Origin of the sequence: uncultured Intestinimonas sp. (assembly GCF_944387725.1) — a bacterium.
GTDB lineage: Bacteria > Bacillota > Clostridia > Oscillospirales > Oscillospiraceae > Intestinimonas.
On the sequence record NZ_CALXGA010000005.1, the window covers coordinates 19,674 to 39,427 of the forward strand.

The 19,754-nt window shown below is 64.4% G+C and carries 22 protein-coding genes; 8 read left to right on the forward strand and 14 right to left on the reverse strand.

From position 1 onward, the window contains the following. Positions 1-41 precede the first annotated feature (41 nt). From murF to rpmG, 9 genes are all read right to left on the reverse strand, one after another. Entirely contained in the window at positions 42-1,436 is a 1,395-nt protein-coding gene (gene murF, locus Q0K09_RS01540; protein ID WP_294472046.1) for a UDP-N-acetylmuramoyl-tripeptide--D-alanyl-D-alanine ligase, read from the reverse strand. Between the two features lie 41 nt (positions 1,437-1,477). Then, the gene (locus Q0K09_RS01545) at positions 1,478-2,533 is read right to left on the reverse strand and encodes a D-alanine--D-alanine ligase (protein WP_294472048.1); all 1,056 of its coding nucleotides are present in this window, start codon (positions 2,531-2,533) and stop codon (positions 1,478-1,480) included. Positions 2,534-3,176: 643 nt separating this feature from the next. Continuing rightward, a complete protein-coding gene (gene rplL / locus Q0K09_RS01550) occupies positions 3,177-3,551 on the reverse strand; it encodes a 50S ribosomal protein L7/L12 (protein WP_294472050.1) in 375 nt (124 codons plus the stop codon). 57 nt (positions 3,552-3,608) lie between these two features. Then, positions 3,609-4,145, reverse strand: a complete 537-nt coding sequence (rplJ, locus tag Q0K09_RS01555) for a 50S ribosomal protein L10 (protein ID WP_294472051.1) — start codon at positions 4,143-4,145, stop codon at positions 3,609-3,611. Positions 4,146-4,352: 207 nt separating this feature from the next. Beyond that, positions 4,353-5,045: a 50S ribosomal protein L1 gene (gene rplA, locus Q0K09_RS01560; RefSeq protein WP_294472053.1), complete on the reverse strand. Its 693-nt coding sequence runs from the start codon at positions 5,043-5,045 to the stop codon at positions 4,353-4,355. Positions 5,046-5,064: 19 nt separating this feature from the next. Next, positions 5,065-5,490 carry a 50S ribosomal protein L11 gene (rplK, locus tag Q0K09_RS01565; RefSeq protein ID WP_294472056.1) on the reverse strand — a complete coding sequence of 142 codons (426 nt, stop codon included), beginning with the start codon at positions 5,488-5,490 and terminating at the stop codon, positions 5,065-5,067. 128 nt (positions 5,491-5,618) lie between these two features. Continuing rightward, positions 5,619-6,143, reverse strand: a complete 525-nt coding sequence (gene nusG / locus Q0K09_RS01570; RefSeq protein ID WP_294472058.1) for a transcription termination/antitermination protein NusG — start codon at positions 6,141-6,143, stop codon at positions 5,619-5,621. A 12-nt stretch (positions 6,144-6,155) separates the two neighbouring features. Then, positions 6,156-6,455, reverse strand: coding sequence for a preprotein translocase subunit SecE (gene secE / locus Q0K09_RS01575; RefSeq protein WP_294472060.1), 300 nt, complete (start codon positions 6,453-6,455; stop codon positions 6,156-6,158). 42 nt (positions 6,456-6,497) lie between these two features. After that, entirely contained in the window at positions 6,498-6,662 is a 165-nt protein-coding gene (gene rpmG / locus Q0K09_RS01580; RefSeq protein WP_033119311.1) for a 50S ribosomal protein L33, read from the reverse strand. 326 nt (positions 6,663-6,988) lie between these two features. Between rpmG and ruvX the strand changes: the two genes are divergently transcribed. The 3 genes from ruvX to Q0K09_RS01595 are packed head-to-tail and all read left to right on the forward strand — an operon-like array spanning position 6,989 to position 9,832. Further along, a complete protein-coding gene (ruvX, locus tag Q0K09_RS01585) occupies positions 6,989-7,426 on the forward strand; it encodes a Holliday junction resolvase RuvX (protein WP_294472075.1) in 438 nt (145 codons plus the stop codon). Between the two features lies 1 nt (position 7,427). Beyond that, positions 7,428-8,549, forward strand: a complete 1,122-nt coding sequence (locus Q0K09_RS01590; protein ID WP_294472077.1) for an acyl-protein synthetase — start codon at positions 7,428-7,430, stop codon at positions 8,547-8,549. Beyond that, positions 8,546-9,832 (forward strand): acyl-CoA reductase, encoded by a 1,287-nt coding sequence (locus tag Q0K09_RS01595; RefSeq protein ID WP_294472078.1) that lies wholly within the window; start codon positions 8,546-8,548, stop codon positions 9,830-9,832. The genes Q0K09_RS01590 and Q0K09_RS01595 overlap by 4 nt, the downstream gene beginning before the upstream one ends. Here Q0K09_RS01595 and Q0K09_RS01600 read toward each other — a convergent pair. The 5 genes from Q0K09_RS01600 to Q0K09_RS01620 all read right to left on the reverse strand — a co-directional run bounded on the left by Q0K09_RS01600 (position 9,819) and on the right by Q0K09_RS01620 (position 13,608). After that, the gene (locus tag Q0K09_RS01600) at positions 9,819-10,187 is read right to left on the reverse strand and encodes a sulfite exporter TauE/SafE family protein (protein ID WP_294472079.1); all 369 of its coding nucleotides are present in this window, start codon (positions 10,185-10,187) and stop codon (positions 9,819-9,821) included. The genes Q0K09_RS01595 and Q0K09_RS01600 overlap by 14 nt on opposite strands. Continuing rightward, entirely contained in the window at positions 10,184-10,552 is a 369-nt protein-coding gene (locus tag Q0K09_RS01605) for a sulfite exporter TauE/SafE family protein (RefSeq protein ID WP_294472080.1), read from the reverse strand. Before Q0K09_RS01605 ends, Q0K09_RS01600 begins: the two co-directional genes overlap by 4 nt. 81 nt (positions 10,553-10,633) lie before the next feature. Continuing rightward, the gene (locus Q0K09_RS01610; RefSeq protein WP_294472081.1) at positions 10,634-11,257 is read right to left on the reverse strand and encodes an NUDIX hydrolase; all 624 of its coding nucleotides are present in this window, start codon (positions 11,255-11,257) and stop codon (positions 10,634-10,636) included. Then, a complete protein-coding gene (locus tag Q0K09_RS01615) occupies positions 11,254-11,985 on the reverse strand; it encodes a tRNA threonylcarbamoyladenosine dehydratase (RefSeq protein ID WP_294472082.1) in 732 nt (243 codons plus the stop codon). Before Q0K09_RS01615 ends, Q0K09_RS01610 begins: the two co-directional genes overlap by 4 nt. 69 nt (positions 11,986-12,054) lie before the next feature. Beyond that, a complete protein-coding gene (locus Q0K09_RS01620; protein WP_294472083.1) occupies positions 12,055-13,608 on the reverse strand; it encodes a peptidylprolyl isomerase in 1,554 nt (517 codons plus the stop codon). A 312-nt stretch (positions 13,609-13,920) separates the two neighbouring features. Here Q0K09_RS01620 and Q0K09_RS01625 point away from each other — a divergent pair, with 312 nt between their 5' ends. From Q0K09_RS01625 to Q0K09_RS01645, 5 genes are all read left to right on the forward strand, one after another. Continuing rightward, positions 13,921-14,301, forward strand: coding sequence for a BlaI/MecI/CopY family transcriptional regulator (locus Q0K09_RS01625; protein ID WP_294472084.1), 381 nt, complete (start codon positions 13,921-13,923; stop codon positions 14,299-14,301). Continuing rightward, positions 14,301-16,064, forward strand: a complete 1,764-nt coding sequence (locus tag Q0K09_RS01630; protein ID WP_294472086.1) for a M23/M56 family metallopeptidase — start codon at positions 14,301-14,303, stop codon at positions 16,062-16,064. The genes Q0K09_RS01625 and Q0K09_RS01630 overlap by 1 nt, the downstream gene beginning before the upstream one ends. Before the next feature lie 198 nt (positions 16,065-16,262). Next, the gene (locus Q0K09_RS01635; protein WP_294472088.1) at positions 16,263-17,552 is read left to right on the forward strand and encodes a hypothetical protein; all 1,290 of its coding nucleotides are present in this window, start codon (positions 16,263-16,265) and stop codon (positions 17,550-17,552) included. A 6-nt stretch (positions 17,553-17,558) separates the two neighbouring features. Next, positions 17,559-18,263, forward strand: a complete 705-nt coding sequence (locus tag Q0K09_RS01640) for a DUF6320 domain-containing protein (protein WP_294472090.1) — start codon at positions 17,559-17,561, stop codon at positions 18,261-18,263. Between the two features lie 223 nt (positions 18,264-18,486). Next, positions 18,487-19,713, forward strand: a complete 1,227-nt coding sequence (locus tag Q0K09_RS01645; protein WP_294472091.1) for an argininosuccinate synthase — start codon at positions 18,487-18,489, stop codon at positions 19,711-19,713. Positions 19,714-19,754 lie beyond the last annotated feature (41 nt).

Sequence of the window (19,754 nt, forward strand, 5' to 3'; positions counted from 1 at the left end):
CCGGACGGCACTTTGCCGTCCGGGCCTTTTTGTTGTGTTTGTCACGCCTCCGGGGTAATGGACTTCAAATACTCCACCAGCTCCTCAAAGGCCATGCCCCGGGAGGCCTTCACCAGGATGGTGGCGTTGGGGCGGACCAGCTCCGCCAGGACAGGCTTGGCCTCCTCCTTGGTGGCGTACCAGTGGACCTCGGGGACCAGAGCGTCCCGGGCGGCCTCGTAGATGTGGCGGGACTGCTCCCCCACGGCCACCAGGCAGTCCACCCCGGCCTTGCCCAGGTAGGCCCCCACCCCGGCGTGGAGCACCGGGGCAAAGGGCCCAAGCTCGAACATGTCCCCCAGCACCGCCAGCTTGTAGCCGCCGCCGCTCTTGGAGAGGACCTCCACCGCCGCCCGCATGGACTGGGGGTTGGCGTTGTAGGTGTCGTTGAGAATGGTAATGCCGTTTCCCCGCTTGAGGATGTTCATCCGCATCTTGGTGGGGGCGAAGCGGTGGACCCCCCGGGCGATCTCCTCCCCGGTCATGCCGAAGTGCTCAGCCACCGCCGCAGCGGTGAGGGTGGGGTAGAGCATGTGGCTGCCCAGGGCGGGAATCTCCACATCGAAGCCCTCCCGGGGGGTGGAGACGTGGCAGGAGACGCTCCGCTCCCCATCTGTGACCACGTCGGTGGCCCGGTACTCCAGGCCCTCCGCCGCCCCCACATAGACCGTCTCAAAGGGGAGCCGGGGCCGGATGCTCTGGAGCAGAGGGTCGTCCCCGTTGAGGATGACATAGCCCGTCTTGGGGTCCATGTGGGAGAAAATCTCGCACTTTGCCTTCAAGATACTCTCCCGGGAGCCCAGGTTCTCAATGTGGGAGTCCCCGATGTTGGTGATAACGGCCACGTCTGGCTCCACAATGGCGCTGAGGTAATCAATCTCCCCAAAGTGGTTCATGCCCATCTCCACCACGCAGATCTCATGGGTGTGGTTGAGCCGCAGCAGGGTCAGGGGAAGGCCCACCTCATTGTTGAAGTTGCCCTCGGTCTTGAGGACCTGGTACCGCTCTCCCAGCACCGCCGCCACCATGTCCTTGGTGGTGGTCTTACCCACACTGCCGGTGATGGCCACAAAGGGGATGGAAAAGCGCTTCCTGTACCAGCGGGCCAGGTCCCGGAGGGCCCGCTGGGTGCCGCTCACCTTAATATAGAACTTATCCGGAAGGTAGCTCTCCCGCTCCCGCTGGGTGAAGCACCCGGCGCCCCCCCCCTCCAGGGCATCGTGGATGAAGGCGTGACCGTCAAATCGCTCCCCCACCAGGGGGAGGAAGAGGGCGCCTGGGTCTGGCTTCCGGCTGTCAGTGAAGACGTGGGTGACGGTCTGGTCCAGGTCCCGGAACTCCCCCAGCAGGGTGCCGTCCACGGCTTCCAGAATCTCGCGGATGGTGATGGGCTCCATATCCTTCCTTCTCCTTCTCTCGCGGGTTCTCCCGGGCGGGCTCAGCGCCCCGCCCGGCGGGCGGCCAGGGAGGCGGTGAGGATGCGCTCACACAGCTCCGGGTAGCCGATGCCCACCGCCGCCGCCTCCTGGGGCAGGAGGCTGGTGGGAGTCATGCCGGGCAGGGTGTTGATCTCCAGCAGCCAGGGCGTACCGTCCCCGTCCACAATGAAGTCGGTCCGGGAGTACGCCGCCAGCCCCAGAAGCCGGTGGACCGCCAGGGCGGTCTCGCCCAGGCGGCGCTCCAGCTCAGGATCCACCGGGGCAGGGCAGACCTCCAGCGCCGCGCCGGGCTGGTACTTGTTCTCGTAGTCGTAAAAGCCCTGCTTGGGGATGATCTCGATGGAGGGCAGGGCCCGGTCCTCCAGAACCCCTACCTGAATCTCCCGGCCCTGGAGATACCTCTCGGCCAGGACCCGGCCGCCAAAGGCCAGACCCTGCTCCAGGGCCTCGGTGAGCTCCTGAGAGGTGTGGGCGATGGACACCCCGATGGAGGAGCCGCCGTCCATGGGCTTGACCACGCAGGGGAGGGGCAGCTCCCGGACCAGGGCGGGGATGTCAGCCCCGGTATAGGTGAGGAGCCGCCAGGGGGCGGTGGCAATCCCGGCCTGGGCGGCCAGGCGCTTGGTGAGGTCCTTGTCCATGGCGATGGCGCTTCCCAGATAGCCGGAGCCGGTGTAGGGGACGCCCATCAGGTCCAGGGCGGCCTGGACCCGGCCGTCCTCCCCGCAGGCGCCGTGGAGGGCCAGGAAGACGGCGTCCGCCGCAGCGCAGAGGTCCTGCACCCCGGGGCCGAACTGATTTTCGCCCGCCGCCCGCCGCCGGGCCTTGACCTCCGCCAGGTCGGGGGCGGCGTGGTCCACCTGCCGCCACGCCTGGGGCAGGGGGGCGTCGTAGAGGGCCTCAGGCGGCCCGGGCCAGTCCTCCAGGCCGAAGTAGAGGTCTACCAGGGCGGCCCGGTGGCCCCGGCTCCGCAGGGCCTCGGCGATCATGACCCCAGAGGACAGAGATACGTTCCGTTCGGGGCTCAGCCCCCCCGCCATGACGACGATCTTCATAGACAGAAGCTCCTTTTCCGGTTGAATGTTCTCTTTTTAAGGTATGCGCCCGGCGGCCGGGGGGATACCAGATGGGAGGGGTTTCTCATGCAGGACGATATTTTATCACAGGTATGGAAAAATCTCAAGCCCGGAGCGCGGGAACCCGCGACAAACGCATGAGTAAATAAAATGGGAACAAGTCCCCTTTTTCTGGTAAGATAACTCAAACTTCGCACCCTGAGAAAAATCCATAATACGTATCGAAAATCCAATTTTATTCGGATTATTCTTAAGATTATTCAACTTTCATTTCAAAGATGAGTAAAGGAGCTTACTTGCCCGAATCCAAATAGCCCCGCTTTCCGGGGATAAAAGCGGGGTGCGAAGTTTGAGTTAAATGAACCAAAAAGGGCATGTGAACGTCCCCTTTGAAATCGTCCATTTGTCCCATGTTTTTGACATCCAAATCATGGGGCCCGCCTTGTTTCAAACCAATTCAGCAGGGCCAAAAAGTTCTGAATCAGGGCAATCAAGGGGGGGGAGGAACTTGGTTCTTAAATAAAAAAGAGCCCGAGGCAGCGAAATTACCTCGGACTCCTAGGCGTCATGCTTCAGGGACATGGCGCCCCTTTGATGAGAAATGAGAGCAAAAGCGGGGGACTTACTTCAGCTCCACCTTGGCGCCGACTTCCTCCAGCTTCTTCTTGAGCTCCTCGGCCTCGTCCTTGGAGACACCCTCCTTGACAGCCTTGGGAGTGGCCTCCACCAGGCCCTTGGCCTCAGCCAGGCCCAGACCGGTGATCTCGCGGACGGCCTTGATGACCTTGATCTTCTCGGAGCCGACCTCGGCCAGCACCACGTCAAACTCAGTCTTCTCTTCAGCGGCGGGAGCGGTAGTGCCGCTGGTGGTGGGAGCGGTCATAGCGGCGGCGGACACGCCGAACTCCTCCTCCAGAGCGTGCACCAGCTCGGAGAGCTCCAGAACGGTCAGACCCTTGACCTCTTCAATGAGGGCGGTGATTTTCTCAGAAGCCATGATATGTTACCTCCTAAAAATACATTTGTAAACGAAAGGATGATGGGAAGGGGCCGCTTACTCGGCGGCGGGAGCCTCGGCGGGCTCGACAGATCCGCCCTTCTGCTCGCAGATGGCCTTCAGGACGATGGCCAGGCTGGTGATGGGGGCCAGCATGGTGCCCAGCACCTGGGCCTGGAGGACCTCCTTGCTGGGCAGCTCGGCCAGGGCCATGATCTCGTCCATGGAGAGGACCTTGCCGTCCATAAAGCCGGCCTTGATGGTGAACTTAGCGCCGTTGAACTGCTTGGAGAACTTGTTGATGACGCGCATGGGGGCGATGGGGTCGCCGTTGCTGAGGGCCAGGGAAGTGGTGCCGTTGAGCACGGAATCCATTTCCTCCATCCCCACGTTGTTGATGGCGAAACGGAGCAGGGTGTTCTTCACCACGGCGTAGTCCAGCTCGCTCTTGCGGCATTCGGTGCGCAGGGCGGTATCCTCGGCCACGGTGATGCCCTTGTAGTCCACCAGAACACCGCTGGAAGCGGCCTTCAGCTTTTCGGTCAGCTCGGCCACGATGGCCTGCTTCTCGCTCAGGACCTTTGCATTAGGCATGTGGGATTCACCTCCGAAATCAAAAATGCTGTTTCCGCGCTCAGAGCGCGAAAACAGCATAGGTCAGCACTAATACTGTATTCTCGGCAGGATTTACGGAGAAGGGCCACCTGCTGTCTCTGAACACGCAGAATATTATATCAGCCCGGACAGTCTATGTCAAGCAGAAAACTGTCCGGGACCGATATTTTTTCTTAGGTACGGCCGTCAGACGAGCTTGGCGCCGTTGACCTTCACGCCGGGGCCCATGGTGGAGGCCACGACACAGCTCTTGATATACTGGCCCTTGGCGGCGGCGGGCTTGGCCTTGATGATGGCGCCCATGAGGGCGTTGAAGTTTTCCGCCAGCTTCTCGGGGCCGAAGGAGACCTTGCCGATGGGGCAGTGGATGATGTTGGTCTTGTCCAGACGGTACTCCACCTTACCGGCCTTGATCTCGGTGACGGCCTTGGCCACGTCGGGGGTGACGGTGCCAGCCTTGGGGGAGGGCATCAGGCCCTTGGGGCCCAGGAGCTTACCCAGACGGCCCACCACGCCCATCATGTCGGGGGTGGCCACCACTACGTCGTAGTCAAACCAGTTCTCAGACTGGATCTTCTGGACCATGTCCATCTCGCCCACGAAGTCGGCGCCGGCGGCCTTGGCGGCCTCGGCCTTGTCGCCCTTGGCGAAGACCAGCACCCGCTGGGTCTTGCCGGTGCCGTGGGGCAGCACGATGGCGCCGCGGACCTGCTGGTCGGCGTGGCGGGAGTCCACGCCCAGCTTCACATGGAGCTCCACGGTCTCGTCGAACTTGGCGGGGGCGGTCTTCACCACCAGGGCCATGGCGTCGGCGGTATCGTAGAGCATGGACTTGTCGATCTGCTTGGCAGAATCGGTATATTTCTTGCCTCTGAACATCGTTTTCTGCCTCCTTCCCTTACTCTTCCACGGTGACGCCCATGGAGCGGGCGGTACCGGCGATCATGCTCATGGCGGCCTCGATGGAGGCCGCGTTCAGGTCGGGCATCTTGGTCTCGGCGATCTTCCGCAGGTCGTCCTTCTTGAGCTGGGCAACCTTGGTCTTGTTGGGCACGCCGGAGCCGGACTCGATGCCGCAGGCCTTCTTGATGAGCACGGCGGCGGGAGGGGTCTTGGTGATAAAGGTGAAGGAACGGTCGGCATAGACGGTGATGATGACGGGGATAATCATGCCCACGTCGTTCTTGGTCCGCTCGTTGAACTCCTTGGTAAAGGCGGCGATATTGACGCCGTGCTGGCCCAGGGCGGGGCCAACCGGGGGAGCGGGAGTCGCCTTGCCGGCCGGAATCTGCAGTTTGACGTAACCAGTTACTTTCTGTGCCACAATGAGCACCTCCTACGAATAATGTGGTTGGAACGGGATGCCCGAAGCATCCCTCCCACTTGTGCCTTGACAGCGGGGCGGGGGTCCGCCCGTTGAGAGAGCGGCGGCACACCGCCGGAACGGTCCTCTCAGCTCTGGACCGGCTCCACCTGGTCCAGCTCCAGCTCCACCGGGGTCTCCCGGCCGAACATGGAGACCACCACGCGGACCTTGCTGCGGTCCAGGTCAATCTCCTCCACGGTCCCCAGGAAGGACTCCAGGGCGCCGTCGGTGATCTTTACGGTGTCGCCCACCTGATAGGAGACCACCACCTCGCGCTTTTCCACGCCCAGGGCGGCAATCTCCTCCTCCGTGAGGGGGATCGCCTTGTCTCCGGAGCCCACAAAGCCCGTGGCGCCCCGGACGTTGCGGACCAGGTGCCAGGTCTCGTCGGTCATCACCATCTTCACCAGCACATAGCCGGGGAACACCTTGCGCTCCACCACCTTTGGGCCGTTGTCGGTGATCTCGGTGACCGTCTCCAGGGGGATCTTCACCTCATGGATGAGATCGTGCATGTTGCGGTTTTCCACATGCTTTTCAATGGTGGCCTTCACGGTGTTCTCATACCCGGAATAGGTATGAACCACATACCACTTTGCGCTATCTGACATGACCGCGCCCTCTTAACCCCGGAACAAGTCCAGCAGGGCGGAGATGATGGCGCCGGCCAGCCAATCGAAGATCCAGATGAAGATACCCACCACGATGACGCAGGCGATGACGGTGAGCGTGTTGTTGACGGTCTGCTTGGACGTGGGCCACACGACCTTCTTCAGCTCACTTTTCATCTCGCGGAACCACCGGGCGATACGCTGGAAAGCGCCGGGCTTCTCGTCCTTCTTGGCCTTCTTTTCCGCCTTGGCAGGTTTGGAAGAGGCAGGGACGTTGGAGCCGGTCTTCTGGATCTTCTCGTTCTCAGACATTCAGTTTCACCCTTCCTTCTTGTGACACTTCCGCAATACTCATCACTTGGTCTCTGTGTGGAGCGTGTGCTTCCTGCAGAAGGGGCAGTACTTGTTTCTCTCCAGACGGTCAGGAGTGTTCTTCTTGTTCTTGTTGGTGACATAGTTGCGCTGTTTGCACTCGGAGCATCTGAGGGTGATCTTAACCCGCGCACCAGCTTTTGCCATGTTTCGGCACCTCCTTGTATGGTTCGGGCCCAACAAAAAATGCCGGGCCCGGCTCTGCCGAATCCCAGCATGTCAAAAGGAAGGTACGGGAAGAAGCCCGTCCCCTTTCCAAACACGGCAGGTTCGGCACGATCGGCCTCCCTATGTCCTCCAGGGGAGGGGAAGGGTTTGCGCCCATTACACCGTAAAAATGCGCACAAAAAAAGAGCCCTTTTTCATAGGTGGTATTAGACTATCACAGCCGCAGTCAAAAGTCAAGCATGATTTTCTGGCCTTGACAAGGGTTCCCCTGGGCATATATAGTGGTGGGGAAAGGAGCGGAGGATATGAGGATCATGGCCATTGACTACGGCGATGCCCGGACCGGCGTCGCCATCTCCGACCCCACAGGGCTGCTGGCGGGGCGCACCGAGGTCATCCACAGCCGCCGGCCGGAGGAGGTATGCGCCCAAATCGCCCGCATGGCGGCGGAAGCCGGCGTGGAGGAGCTGGTGCTGGGCCTTCCCCGGAACATGGACGGCACCGAGGGCCCCCGTGGGGAGCTCTGCCGGGCCTTCGGGAAGACCCTGGAGGCGGCTGTGGGGCGGCCCGTGGTACTCTGGGACGAGCGGCGCACCACCATCGAGGCACACGGCATCCTCCACGCCGGGGGCAGGCGGATGAAGCAGCACCGGAGGACGGTGGATGCCGTGGCGGCCTCCCTGATTCTGGAGGGCTACCTGACCCGGAAGCGTCTGGAGGGCGAAGCAGGGGAGGGGATATGACATGGGGAACCGCCATCGCCTCTTCACCTGGAAGGACCCCTATGACGTGGCGGGGACGGAGGACCTCTTTGTGGCCGCCATGCGGGACAGCTGCACCTTCCACTATGCCCACTGTCCCGAGTACCGGGCCATTCTGGACCACTTCGGCTTCCGGCCGGAGGGGCTCCAGACCCCGGCGGACCTGGCGGACCTGCCCTTCCTCACCACCCTGTACCTGAAATCCCACCAGCTCTTCTCCCTGCCGCAGTCGCGGATGCTCATCCGGGCCACCTCCTCGGGCACCCGGGGGAAGAAGAGCGTAATCGGCTTTGAGGCCGGGGGGCTGTGGGCGGGCGTTCACATGGTGCTGCGGATACTGCGCTACCACCACTTTCTCTCCCCGGTGCCCACCAACTACCTTATCCTGGGCTACCAGCCCCACAAGAGCAATCAGACCGCCGTGGCCAAGACGGCCACAGGCTACACCTATATCACCCCCGCCATCCACCGGGAGTACGCCCTGAAATATGGGAAGGAGGGCTACTATGTGGACTTCGAGGGTCTGATCCGGGCCCTGGAGCGCTATGCCCGCTCCCGGTTTCCCACCCGGTTTATGGGCTTTCCCTCCTACACCTACTTTCTGATGGAGGAGCTGGAGCGGCGGGGCCTGCGGTTTCCACTGCCTAAGGGCTCCAAGATCTTCCTGGGGGGTGGCTGGAAGCAGTTCTACCGGGAAAAGGTGGACAAGGAGACCTTCTACGCCAAGGCCTGGGAGCGCTTTGCCATCCCGGAGGCGCACGTCTATGAGTCCTTCGGTGCGGTGGAGCACCCCATCTATTACGCCGACTGCCGCAACCACCACTTCCATGTGCCGGTCTACAGCCGGGTTATCATCCGGGACGTCCAGACGCTCCAGCCGGCGCCATGGGGGACGGTGGGACTGGTAAATCTTCTGACCCCCATGCTCAAAAGCGTTCCGGTGCTGAGCATCATGACTGACGACCTGGGGGTTCTCCACGAAGGGACGGACTGCGGCTGCGGCGCTGTCTCCCCCTGGCTGGAGATCATCGGCCGGGTGGGAATGACCGGCATCAAAACCTGCGCCGCCGGCGCCGATGAGCTGAGAAAGGGGATGGGCCTGTGATCCTGGCCAACGGCGTCCTCCGGCCCACGGAGGAGCAGAATACCCTCCTGGAGGGGCTGGGGGCGGAGATCTCCCAGGTCCTCCGGCGCCCCCCGCCCCCGGCGGAGGTGGTGATCGCCGCCTGCGACGCCCTGGCCGGGCGGCTGCTGGCGGGGGAGTTCGACGGCCTCTTGGCCTCCCTGGGCCTGGAGGAGCGCTTTACCCGGGAGCAGGTCCGCTCCGCCGCCGCCCTGATGCGCCGGGACAGCCTGGAGTACAAGCTGGAGCTGGAGCTGGGCCGGGACTTCACCGCACCCCGCCGCCTGGAGCCGCCCCACGCCAGGCTGTCCTTCACCCGGCAGGTGCTGCCCCTGGGGGTCCTCTTCCACATCGCCGCCGGGAATGTGGACGGGCTGCCCGCCTACAGTGTGGTGGAGGGGCTCCTCACCGGCAACGTCAACCTTCTGAAGCTGCCCCAGGCCGACCAGGGGCTCTCAGTGCTGCTGCTGAAGGCCCTGGTGGACCAGGCCCCGGAGCTGGCCCCCTATGTCTGGGTCTTCGACACCCCATCCGACGACCTCCCGGCCATGAAGCGCATGGCGGAGCTCTCCGACGGCATTGTGGTGTGGGGCGGAGAGGGGGCGGTCTCCGCCGTTCGGAGCCTGGCCCCCCAGGGGAGCAAGCTCATCGAGTGGGGCCACAAGCTCAGCTTTGCCTATGTGACAGCGGGGGGACGGAGCCCGGAGGCCCTCTCTGCCCTGGCCCGGCACATTCTCACCACTCGGCAACTCTTGTGCAGCTCCTGCCAGACCATCTTCCTGGAAACTGGGGACGGGGAGGAGGTTCTGGCCTTCTGCCGGAGCTTTCTGCCGGTGCTGGAGGCCGCCGCCCGGGAGGCTCCGCCTCTGGACCCTGGCTCAGCGGCCCAGGTGACCCTGGCCCTCTACACCCGCACCCTGGAGGAGGCCGCCCACAGCGATGGGCGGCGGCTTCTGCGGGGGGAGGGGTGCTCCCTCACCGCCTGCACCGACGGGGAGCTGGAGCTCTCCTATCAGTCCGGCAACCCCCTGGTGAAGCCCCTGCCCCGGGCACAGCTCTTCTCCATGCTCCGGCGGCACAAGGGGGTCCTCCAGACGGCGGGGCTCCTCTGCGCCCCGGAGGAGCGGGAGGAGTTGGCTCTGCTCCTCCTCCGGGCGGGGGTGGTCCGGGTCACCGGACCGGGGGAGATGAGCCGTTCCACCTGCGGGGACGCCCACGACGGGGAGTATCCCCTCCGGCGCTACACCCGGATCACCGAGCGCTAGATGATTTTCGGAAGAGCTCCCGGAGGCCGATGACCAGGAGGAAGCCCCCGAAGCACCGGCGCAGCAGGGTTACATCCAGAGCGGTGGCGGCCCAGGCCGCCGCCGCAGTGCCCGCCAGTCCGGCCAGGATGGCGGGCATTGCTGTTTTTTTGTCCACAAATCCGTTTCGGAAGTGGGCGGGCAGGGCGGTGGCGGCAGTGGGGAGGAAGTAGAGCAGGTTGATGCCCTGGGCCAGGTGCTGCTCCACGCCGGCGAAAGCTGTCATATAGATGAGCAGCAGGGTGCCGCCCCCCACGCCGAAGCCGGAGAGGACCCCGGTGACCGCCCCGGCCGCCAGGGAGACCAGCCAGCTCACAGGGCCAGCAGGGCCCGGACGCCCCCGTAGAGGATCAGCAGGGCAAAGCCCCGCCGGAGCCAGTCCATATTCAGCCGCCGGAAGACTCTGCCGCCAATCCAGCCCCCGGCCAGCCCCCCCAGCAGGTATGGGAGGGCGGTGGACAGGTCCAGCCCGCCCCGGAAAAAATAGATGGCCGAGGAGAGGGCGCAAAGGGGCAGGATGATGGCCACTGAGGTGGCGAAGGCCCGCCGCTGGTCCAGTCCGCACCGCCCGGTGAGGAGGGGCACCAGCACCATGCCCCCTCCGCCGCCGAAAAAGCCGTTGGCGATGCCCGCCAGCCCCCCCGCCACGGCGGGGGCCAGCCAGGGCCGCTTCTTTTCCATAAAAAGCCTCCCTCCTGGGCCTAGTATGGCGAAGGAGGGAGGCTTTTATGCGGGAAAAGGGAGCTTGCGGGCAAAGGGCCATCAGTCGAAGGGGACCACCCAGTTGGGGTCCCGGTAGGCGGCAAAGCACAGGGCGATCTGCTCCGTGGTGGTTTTCTCCTCCGCCAGGGGCGGAAGCCGGTCCAGGGAAAACCACCCGCTGTCCAGGGTCTCCAGGTTGGGGCGGAACTGCCCGCCCAGGGCCCGGCAGAGGACAAAGACCTTGCAGATGCCGTGGAGATAGGGGGGAGGGTTTCGGAGGTTGCGGTCCTGAAGGGCGATGAGGCGCAGGGCCTCCGCCTCCAGGCCAGCCTCCTCCAGCACCTCCTTGACGGCGTTGGAGCGGACCGACAGGTTCTCATCTACCCAGCCCCCGGGCAGGGCCCAGCGACCGTCCCGCTCCTGGACCAAAAGGATGGCATCTCCCTGGAACAGGGCGGCCCGGGTCTCCAGCTTGGGGGTCTGATAGCCCGACTCCCCGCAAAAGAGGTCCGTGACCCGCTCCAGGGGGAGGCCGGAGCCCTCCGCCGCCATTTCGGCGGAGATCTCCCGGATGCGCTGGAAGCGCTCCCGGTCAAAGGGGTCTGTGGAGTATGTCAGCCCGGCCTGGGCCATGGTCTGGAGCTCCCGGGCCCAGTCCGTCCACCGGGGCAGCGGCTTTGTCATACGTCTGCCCTCCCTTCGGCGGTGAGGTCCCGGACCACCTCGGCGGCCAGCAGGAGGCCGGCGGCGGCGGGAACCCACATGACGCTGCCCGGAATGCTCCGGCGGCCGGGGGGCGGCGTTTCCCCGGCGGGAAGGGCGGGGGTCCGCGCCATCTCCGGGGACCAGACCACCTTGTGGTGGAGGATGTCCCGCTTCCGCAGCTCCTTGCGGACCACCCGGGCCAGGGGACAGCCCTGGGTTTGGGAGAGGTCGGAGACCCGCAGCAGGGAGGGGTCCAGCTTGTTCCCGGTGCCCAGGGCGGAGATCACGGGTATCCCCCGGGCCAGGGCCTGTTCGATGAGGTCCAGTTTGCAGCTCACCAGGTCGATGGCGTCTACAATATAGTCGCAGCGCCGGGCGAAGAAGGCCTCCCGGGCAGCGGCCTCATACCGCCCCTGGACGGGGTGGACCTGGCAGCCGGGAGCGATGTCCCGGACCCGGATGGCCATGGCCTCAGCCTTGGGGAGGCCCAGAGTGGACTCCAGAGCCTCGGCTTGGCGGTTGAGATTGGAGCGCTCCACCTTGTCCTGGTCCATGAGGGTGAGCTCCCCCACGCCGGAGCGGGCCAGGGCCTCGGCGCACCAGCTCCCCACGCCCCCCAGGCCCAGGACGCAGACGTGGGCGGCGGAAAGACGCGCCATCGCCGCCCGGCCCAGGAGCATCTCGGTACGAAGAAAACGAGGGTCCATCGAAAAACCTCCTAAAGAAGACCTGCCCCCGGAGGCGGGTCCTCCGGGGGCGGGAAGGGAATTTGGCGCTCAGCCCAGCAGAGCCAGGGTCTTTTCATCGCTGGCGATGGGGTAGGCGGTCTCAATCTCCTCGGTCCAGGCGCTCATGTCCTCGCCCCGCAGGGTGTTGGTGACGGTGTAGTGCCACAGCAGCTCGTTCTGGGCGTCCAGGTACATAATGTGCCAGCCCTGCTGGCCGGACTGGGTGTTCTCCACAAGGCCGGTGTCGCCCACCTGGCGGCCGCCGGCGAAGCACCAGTCCAGGAAATCGGTGAAGAAGCTGGTGCTCGGGGTGACATGCTCATAGAGTCCGCCGTTGGTGTTGGAGCCGAGGTCGTCGGAATACTCCTCCGCCAGGGCGGCAAAGGCCTCAGCGGTCTGCTCACCGGCGTTGAACTGGTCCAGGATGGCCTGGGCCTGGTCCTGGGCGGCCTGGAGGGCCTCGTCGGTGGGGGCGTCGGCGCCCTCCGCCACCTCAGCCTGGATGAGGATGTGCCGCACGTTCACATCGCCCCAGCTCTCCTCGTCCAGATAGCGGTCCTGGAAGCGGAGGACCCAGTAGCCGCTGTCGGCCACCTCAATGGTGGTCAGGTCGCCGCTCTCCCGGGCGGCGTCGGTGAGCCATTCGGCGCAGTCGGCGTTGAGGCTGTTGGCGAGGCTGGAGCCCAGCTCGGTGGTCTCATAGGAGACGGGCTCCGTCTCTTCGGTCTCCCCGGTGGTTGCGGCGTCCCCAGCGGCACCGTCCGTGGTCTCGGCGCTCCCGGCGGCCTCGGCGGCCAGGGAGTCGAAATCGCCGCCATTCTCCAGATCCTGAATCATCTGATCGGCGATGGCCTGGGCGTCCGCCATGGCGGCGGTGGTCTCCTCCTCGGTGGGCTCTACGGTGCTGCCGGTGTCGTCGGTGGTGCTCTCTGCGGAGCCGTCGATAAAGACGGCGGAGTAGGTGAAGGTGTCCAGCTCGCCGGCGTGCTCCTCGTAGTAGGCCTGGACCTCGGACTCCTCATAGGTCAGGGCGTTCCGATGGTCGTTGTAGTACTCCTGGGCCAGGGTATCCATGGTCAGGCAGTCCCGCAGAATCCCCTCGGTCATATAGGGACCGTAGGCGTTGCGGATATAGGCGGTGAAGGAGAGTCCGCTCTGGGCGGCGTAGGTCCTCAGGTTGGAGATGGTCTCATCTACAGAGGCGGCTCCCTCCTCAGAGAGGGTGAAGCCGTCAGCCTCAGCAGCGGCGGCCAGGGCGGCGGTACTGTGGAGGCTGTCCAGGGCGTTCTGCCGGAGGGTGGCCTCGTCCATGGCGATGCCGTACTGGTTGTACATATTGGCAGTGGGGTAGTAATAGTAGCCCATCTCGGCCACGGTGTAGTCCCGGCCGTTGACAGTGGCCACGGGTTTACCCTTTTCCAAAATGCCGGAGTGCCACACCAGCAGGGCGATGACCAGCACGGCGATGACCACGCCGGTGACCGTATAGAGGATGGTCCTGGTGCGGGCCTTGCCGGCTTCGGCCGCCTCCCGGCGCTGCTTTTCCGTGGGGCCGTTGGCCGCAGAGGCCATTCGCTGTTTCTTCTCTCTGGAAGCGCTCATTTCTGTCGTTCAGTCCTCTCAAATATAGTGCTGTGGTGACTCAATGTTGCATTATACAGGAAAGAAATCCGGCTTGCAAGCCCCAATCTGCTCCACCGGGGGAATTGAGGCCCTCTTTTTACAGAAAATTCACGTTTATCCCTCCGGTGTCTGGAGCGCCCGCAGAGGCTTTTCGCAGCATATGCAGGGGATGGGAGATATGTTTTCTGCATTTGCAAAAATATTCTTGACAAAGGGCTTTTGCAAATGTAGAATAAAACTGCAGAAGGCTTCTGCAAATGCAAATCTATAGACAAGAAGGGGGTCCGCTGTATGGGCGTACAGGGACGGCTGCCGGAGTCGGAGCTGGACATCATGCTGGTCATCTGGGCCAAGGGAAGAGGGGTCACCGCCCCCGCCATTCTGGAGGCCCTGGAGCGGCCCCTCACGGCCAGCGCCCTCCACAGCTACTTAAAACGATTGGAGGAGAAGGGCTTCCTCACCTGCCGGAAGGAGGGGAAGACCAACCGCTACACCCCCCTGGTGAGCCGGGAGGCATACCAGCGCAGCGAGGGGCGGAGCTTTCTGGACAAGCTCTACGGCGGTTCCCTCTCCCGGTTTGCCGCCGCCCTCTATGACGGCGCTCCGGTGGACCGGGAGGAGCTTCAGGCCCTCCAGGCGCTGCTGGACAGCCTTCGGGAGGAGGGGCGGTGATGGCCGGGCTGGTCCAGCGGCTGGGGGAGCTCTCCCTCACCACCTCGGTGGTGCTGCTGCCCCTGCTGCTCCTGTCGGGACAGTTGGAGCGGCGCTACCGGGCTGAGGGCCGGGTCCTGCTGTGGCTGCTGCTGGCCCTGTGGCTCCTGCTGCCGGTGCGGTGGGCGCCGCCGGAGGCGGCTGTCCTCAGCCTCCCCGCGCCCCAGCCGGCCCAGGTCTGGGGAGAGGGGGAACCTGAGGACTGGAGGGTCCCTCAGGCCCCGGCTTCCACGCCGGAGACGCCCGACCCGGCCTGGCGGTGGGAGGAGGCTGTTCCGTGGCTGTGGCTGGCGGGGTGCGGCGGGCTGCTGTTGTGGCAGAGCGCGGGGGCGCTGTTGGTCCGCCGGAGGCTCCTGCGGGGGGCGGAGGAGAAGCCAGAGGACCAGATCCTCCTGGCCCGGCTGTGGCATGGGGAACATGGGCCGCCCCGGGTCCTCCGCACGGAGGCGGCAGGGCCACCCCTGTCCCTGGGGCTCCTCCGGCCTGTGGTGGTGCTGCCCCCGGACCTGGCAGGGGAGGAGGCCGAGCTGGTCCTCCGCCACGAGTTGGCCCACATCCGCCGCCATGACCTGTGGGCCAAGGCCCTGCTGAACCTGGCCAACGCCGCCCACTGGTTCAACCCCCTGGTGTGGTGGATGGTCCGACGGGCGGGGCGGGACCTGGAGCTGCGCTGTGACGACGCCGTGGTGGCGGGGCAGGACGCCGCCTTCCGCCACCGCTATGGCGGGGTGCTGCTGGGCTGGGCCGCCCGGACGCCGGCGGGCTCCCGGTGCGCCGCGCCCCTAAGCGGAGGGGCGCGAGAGATGAAAGGACGGATTATGAACCTGTTTACCGCTAAGAAGACGGGGGTCCTGCTGACAGGCCTGTGCCTGTGCGCGGCCATGCTCCTGGGAATCCTGGTAACCTTCGGCCGGGCCCAGGCCCAGACGGAGGATATGACGGCCCAAGAGGCCCTGGACGCCCTGGGGGAGAGTGTGGCTCTATCTGACAAGGAATTTTCCTTCACGATACCTGCGGGCTACCAGCCGGACACGGACTGGCTGATCCAGGTCTCCGGCCGGTACAAGGGAGAGAACGGCATGTCCATGAGCCTCCATCTGGTGGACAACGACGGCACCCAGGGCCGGTGGAAGGCAGGGGAGAGGTATGTCTTCGACCTGACGGACGATGACCTGACCCATATGGAGCTGACCCTGTGGGCCTGGCTTCCCGACGAGTCTGGAGAGGTTCTAGAGCTGCAAGTGGAATTCCTTTACAGTGTTGTGTCCGCAAAGGGATCAGAAGAGACAGCCCAGAAAATTTCGGCCCAGGAGGAGACACTTCAGTGGCCCCTGCCGGGCTATACCGAGGTAAGTATGATCTTTGGTACCCGGGTCCACCCCATTTCCGGGCGGACCACCAGCCATGACGGGGTGGATATCCCGGCCCCCAGCGGCGCCCCAGTGCTGGCGGCGGCCTCCGGCCAGGTGGCCGAGGCCGGTTGGGACAGTAGCGATGGCAGCTATGTGCTCCTGACCCACGAGGGAGACAGAACCACCCGGTATTGCCACCTCTCCCAGGTGTCCGTGGCGGCGGGGGAGACGGTGACAGCCGGACAGGCCATCGGCGCGGTGGGGGCCACCGGAATGGCCACCGGGCCCCATCTGCACCTGGAGGCCGCCGTGGGCGGGACCTTTGCGGACCCCCTGGCGCACTATCCCTCCATGACCTTTACCTACCGCTGATTGTAACGCATCTTTCCTTCTCTATTGTGTGCCAGGTGGAAGGGCTCTGATCGGGCCCTTCCACCTGGCTATATTTGGAGGAGGCTCCTCCGCAGCCAGAAGAAGGGTGGGAGGGACGCCCGATTTCACCCGCTTGTGCACGCTGGGAAATAGTAGTATAATGAGGGACAACAGACCGGGCAGAGAGGGGGCGCGGGCATGGCAAAGCCGCAGAGGAAGAAAAAGGCGTGGTACAAGCTGGACAACGCGGCCATGATGTACTCCGCCATTCAGCGGGAGAACTACTCGGCCATTTACCGCTTCTCCGCCGTCATGACCGAGCTGGTGGACCCGGAGGCCCTCCAGCGGGCCATCGACAAGACCATGCCCCGGTTCCCCACCTTCCGGGTACGCATCAAGCGGGGTGTGTTCTGGTACTACTTTGAGCCCAACGACGCCCCCGGCCCCTTCGTCAAGGAGGATATGAAGAATCCCTGTCAGCCCGTCCGCTTCTGGGAGGACAACGGCTGGCTCGTCCGCTTTTTCTACTACGGCCGCCGCATTTCGCTGGAGGTCTTCCACGCCCTGGCCGACGGCGCGGGGGCCCTGACCCTTCTGCGGACTCTGCTGGCGGTCTACCTCCGGGAGCGGGGCTGGGCAATCCCCAATACCGGCGGAGTGCTGGACATCACCCAGCCGCCCCCAGCGGAGGAGGGGGAGGACGCCTACTTCCGCTATGCCAAGTCCCGGGTCCGCCGGGGCATGGGGGAACGGAAGGCATACCAGAACACCGGGACCCCGGAGCCCTTCTACACCCTGAATGTCACCATGGGGCTCCTGCCCCTGGACCGGCTCCGGGCGGCGGCCAAGGGCTACGGCGCCTCGGTGACGGAATACCTCTCTGCGGTGCTCATCGCCTCCATCCTGGCCCGGCAGCGCCGGGAGGGGCGGCGGCGGGAGCTGCCGGTAGCCCTGGCGGTGCCTATCAACCTCCGGCCCCATTTTCCCTCCCGGACCCTGCGGAATTTCATCCTCACCGTCCGGCCCTCCATCGACCCGGAGCTGGGGGAGTACACCTTTTCGGAGATCGTCTCCCAGGTCCACCACCATATGCGCCTGCACATCACACGCCAGGAGATGCAGGCGGTCATCACCCGCAACGTGATGCTCCAGAAGAACAAGTTTCTCCAGCTGGCGCCGGCCCCCCTGAAAAACCTGAGCATGGCCCTCAGCTACCGGCTGGTGGGCTGCCGGCCCTACTCCACCACCTACACCAACCCGGGCGCCTTTCCGGTTCCGCCGGAAATGGCCCCCCACATCCAGCGCATGGAGGTCATCCTGGGCCAGTCCTACACGCCCCGGGCCAACTGTGCCTCCATCAGCTACGGCAACACCATGGAGATCACCTTCGCCGGAACGGTGAAGGAGACCGACGTGGAGCGGGATTTTTTCCGGCACCTGGTCCGGGAGGGCATCCCTGTCAAAGTCATCTCCAACCGGGAGGAGTGAAGTCCGATGTCCTACTGTGTCAACTGCGGCGTGGAGCTGGACCCCACGGCCCGGGCCTGTCCCCTGTGCCACACCCCGGCAGTGAACCCCAACCAGCCGGTGGACACCGCCCTTCCGCCCCCCTTTCCCAGCCGCCGGGAGGAGGTCCAGCCGGTGAGCAAGAAGGAGCTGGCCCTGCTGCTCAGCGCCATGATGGGCTCGGTGGCGGTGTGCTGCGGCCTGCTCAACCTCTTTTTCCTCCACTCCAGCCGGCCCTGGTCCCTCTATGTCATCGGGGCGGCGGCCATGCTGTGGATCTGGCTGGTGCCTCCCCTGGTGCTCCGGCGGATGCCCCTGTGGATCCGGCTGGGCCTGGACGCCTGCGCCGTGGGGGTGTATGTCTACCTCATCTCCATTGACCTGCGCGGCCTGGACTGGTATCTGGGGCTGGCCCTGCCCATCGTCCTCACCGGCGGGGCCATCGTCATGGCCCTGGGACTGGTCCTGAGCAGCGGGCGGTCTATCCTCACCAGCGTCACCCTTATCATCGGGGCCGTGGGGCTCTTCCTCATGGGCATCGAGTTTTTCGTGGACCGCTGGCTCACGGAAACCTACCAGCCCGGCTGGTCCCTGGTGGTGGCCGCCGTCTGCGTGGCCCTGATGGTCCCCCTTATCGTGGTCCGCCGCCGTCCCGCCCTCCGGGATGAGGTCCGCAGGCGGTTCCATCTTTAAAATGGCGGCGGGGGAAAATCCGGGCAGACGCCGTCCATTCTGGGGGCAGGGGAGCTGACAGGCCGATAATATTCATAATATACCGTATATTTATGAATGATATAGGGAGAATATACGAGAAATTTCGGAGGCAATTCGCATATTTATGCGAATTGCCTCTTGCATTTTTCCCGGGGAGGTGGTACACTGTCTCCAACATTGAAGGACACGGAGGGTTTTTGCCATGATCGACCACAGCAGCATCAAAAAAGTCGTGCTCGCCTATTCCGGCGGGCTGGATACATCCATCATCATCCCCTGGCTCAAGGAGAACTACAACAACTGTGAGGTGGTGGCGGTCTCCGCCGACGTGGGCCAGGGCTCCGAGCTGGACGGCCTGGAGGAGAAGGCCATCCAGACCGGGGCTTCGAAGCTCTACATCGAGGACCTTACCGACGAGATGGTGGATGAGGTGATCATCCCCTCCATGAAGATGGGGGCCAAGTACGAAAACTATCTTCTGGGCACCGCCTTTGCCCGGCCCATCATCGCCAAGCGGCTGGTGGAGATCGCCAAAAAGGAGGGGGCCGACGCCATCTGCCACGGCTGCACCGGCAAGGGCAACGACCAGGTGCGCTTTGAGCTGGCCATCAAGCGCTTCGCCCCGGAGATGAAGATCATCGCCCCCTGGCGGGAGTGGGATATCAAGGGCCGGGACGAGGAGATCGACTACGCCGAGGCCCACAACATCCCCCTGAAAATCAGCCGGGAGACCAACTATTCCAAGGACAAGAACCTCTGGCACCTCTCCCACGAGGGTCTGGACCTGGAGGACCCTGCCAACGAGCCCCTGTATGAGAAGGAGGGCTTTTTGGAGATGGGCGTGAGCCCCCTGGCCGCCCCGGACAAGCCCACCTATGTGACCCTGGACTTTGTCAAGGGCGTGCCTGTGGCCATCGACGGGGAGAACATGAAGGCCAGCGACATCATCCGCAAGCTGAATAAGCTGGGCGGGGAGAACGGCATCGGCCTGCTGGACATTGTGGAAAACCGCCTGGTGGGCATGAAGGATCGGGGGGTCTATGAGACGCCGGGGGGCACCATCCTCTACCACGCCCACGAGGCTCTGGAGATGATCACCATTGACAAGGATACCGCCCACATGAAGGCCAAGCTGGCGGTGGACTTTGCGGACCTGGTCTACAACGGCAAGTGGTTCACCCCCCTTCGGGAGGCCCTGTCCGCTTTCGCGGACAAGACCCAGGAGCACGTCACCGGCACGGTGAAGCTCAAGCTCTACAAGGGCAACATCATCAACGCCGGCATCACCTCTCCCGAGAGCCTCTACTCTGAGGAGCTGGTGACCTTTGAGGAGAGCGACTACAACCAGGACGACGCTACTGGCTTCATCAATCTGTGGGGTCTGCCGGACACGGTCCAGGCCCTCCGGGAACAGGGGAAGCTGAAGTAAAGACCGAAACGAACTTGGCCGGGCCGCCGAGCACACGCCGC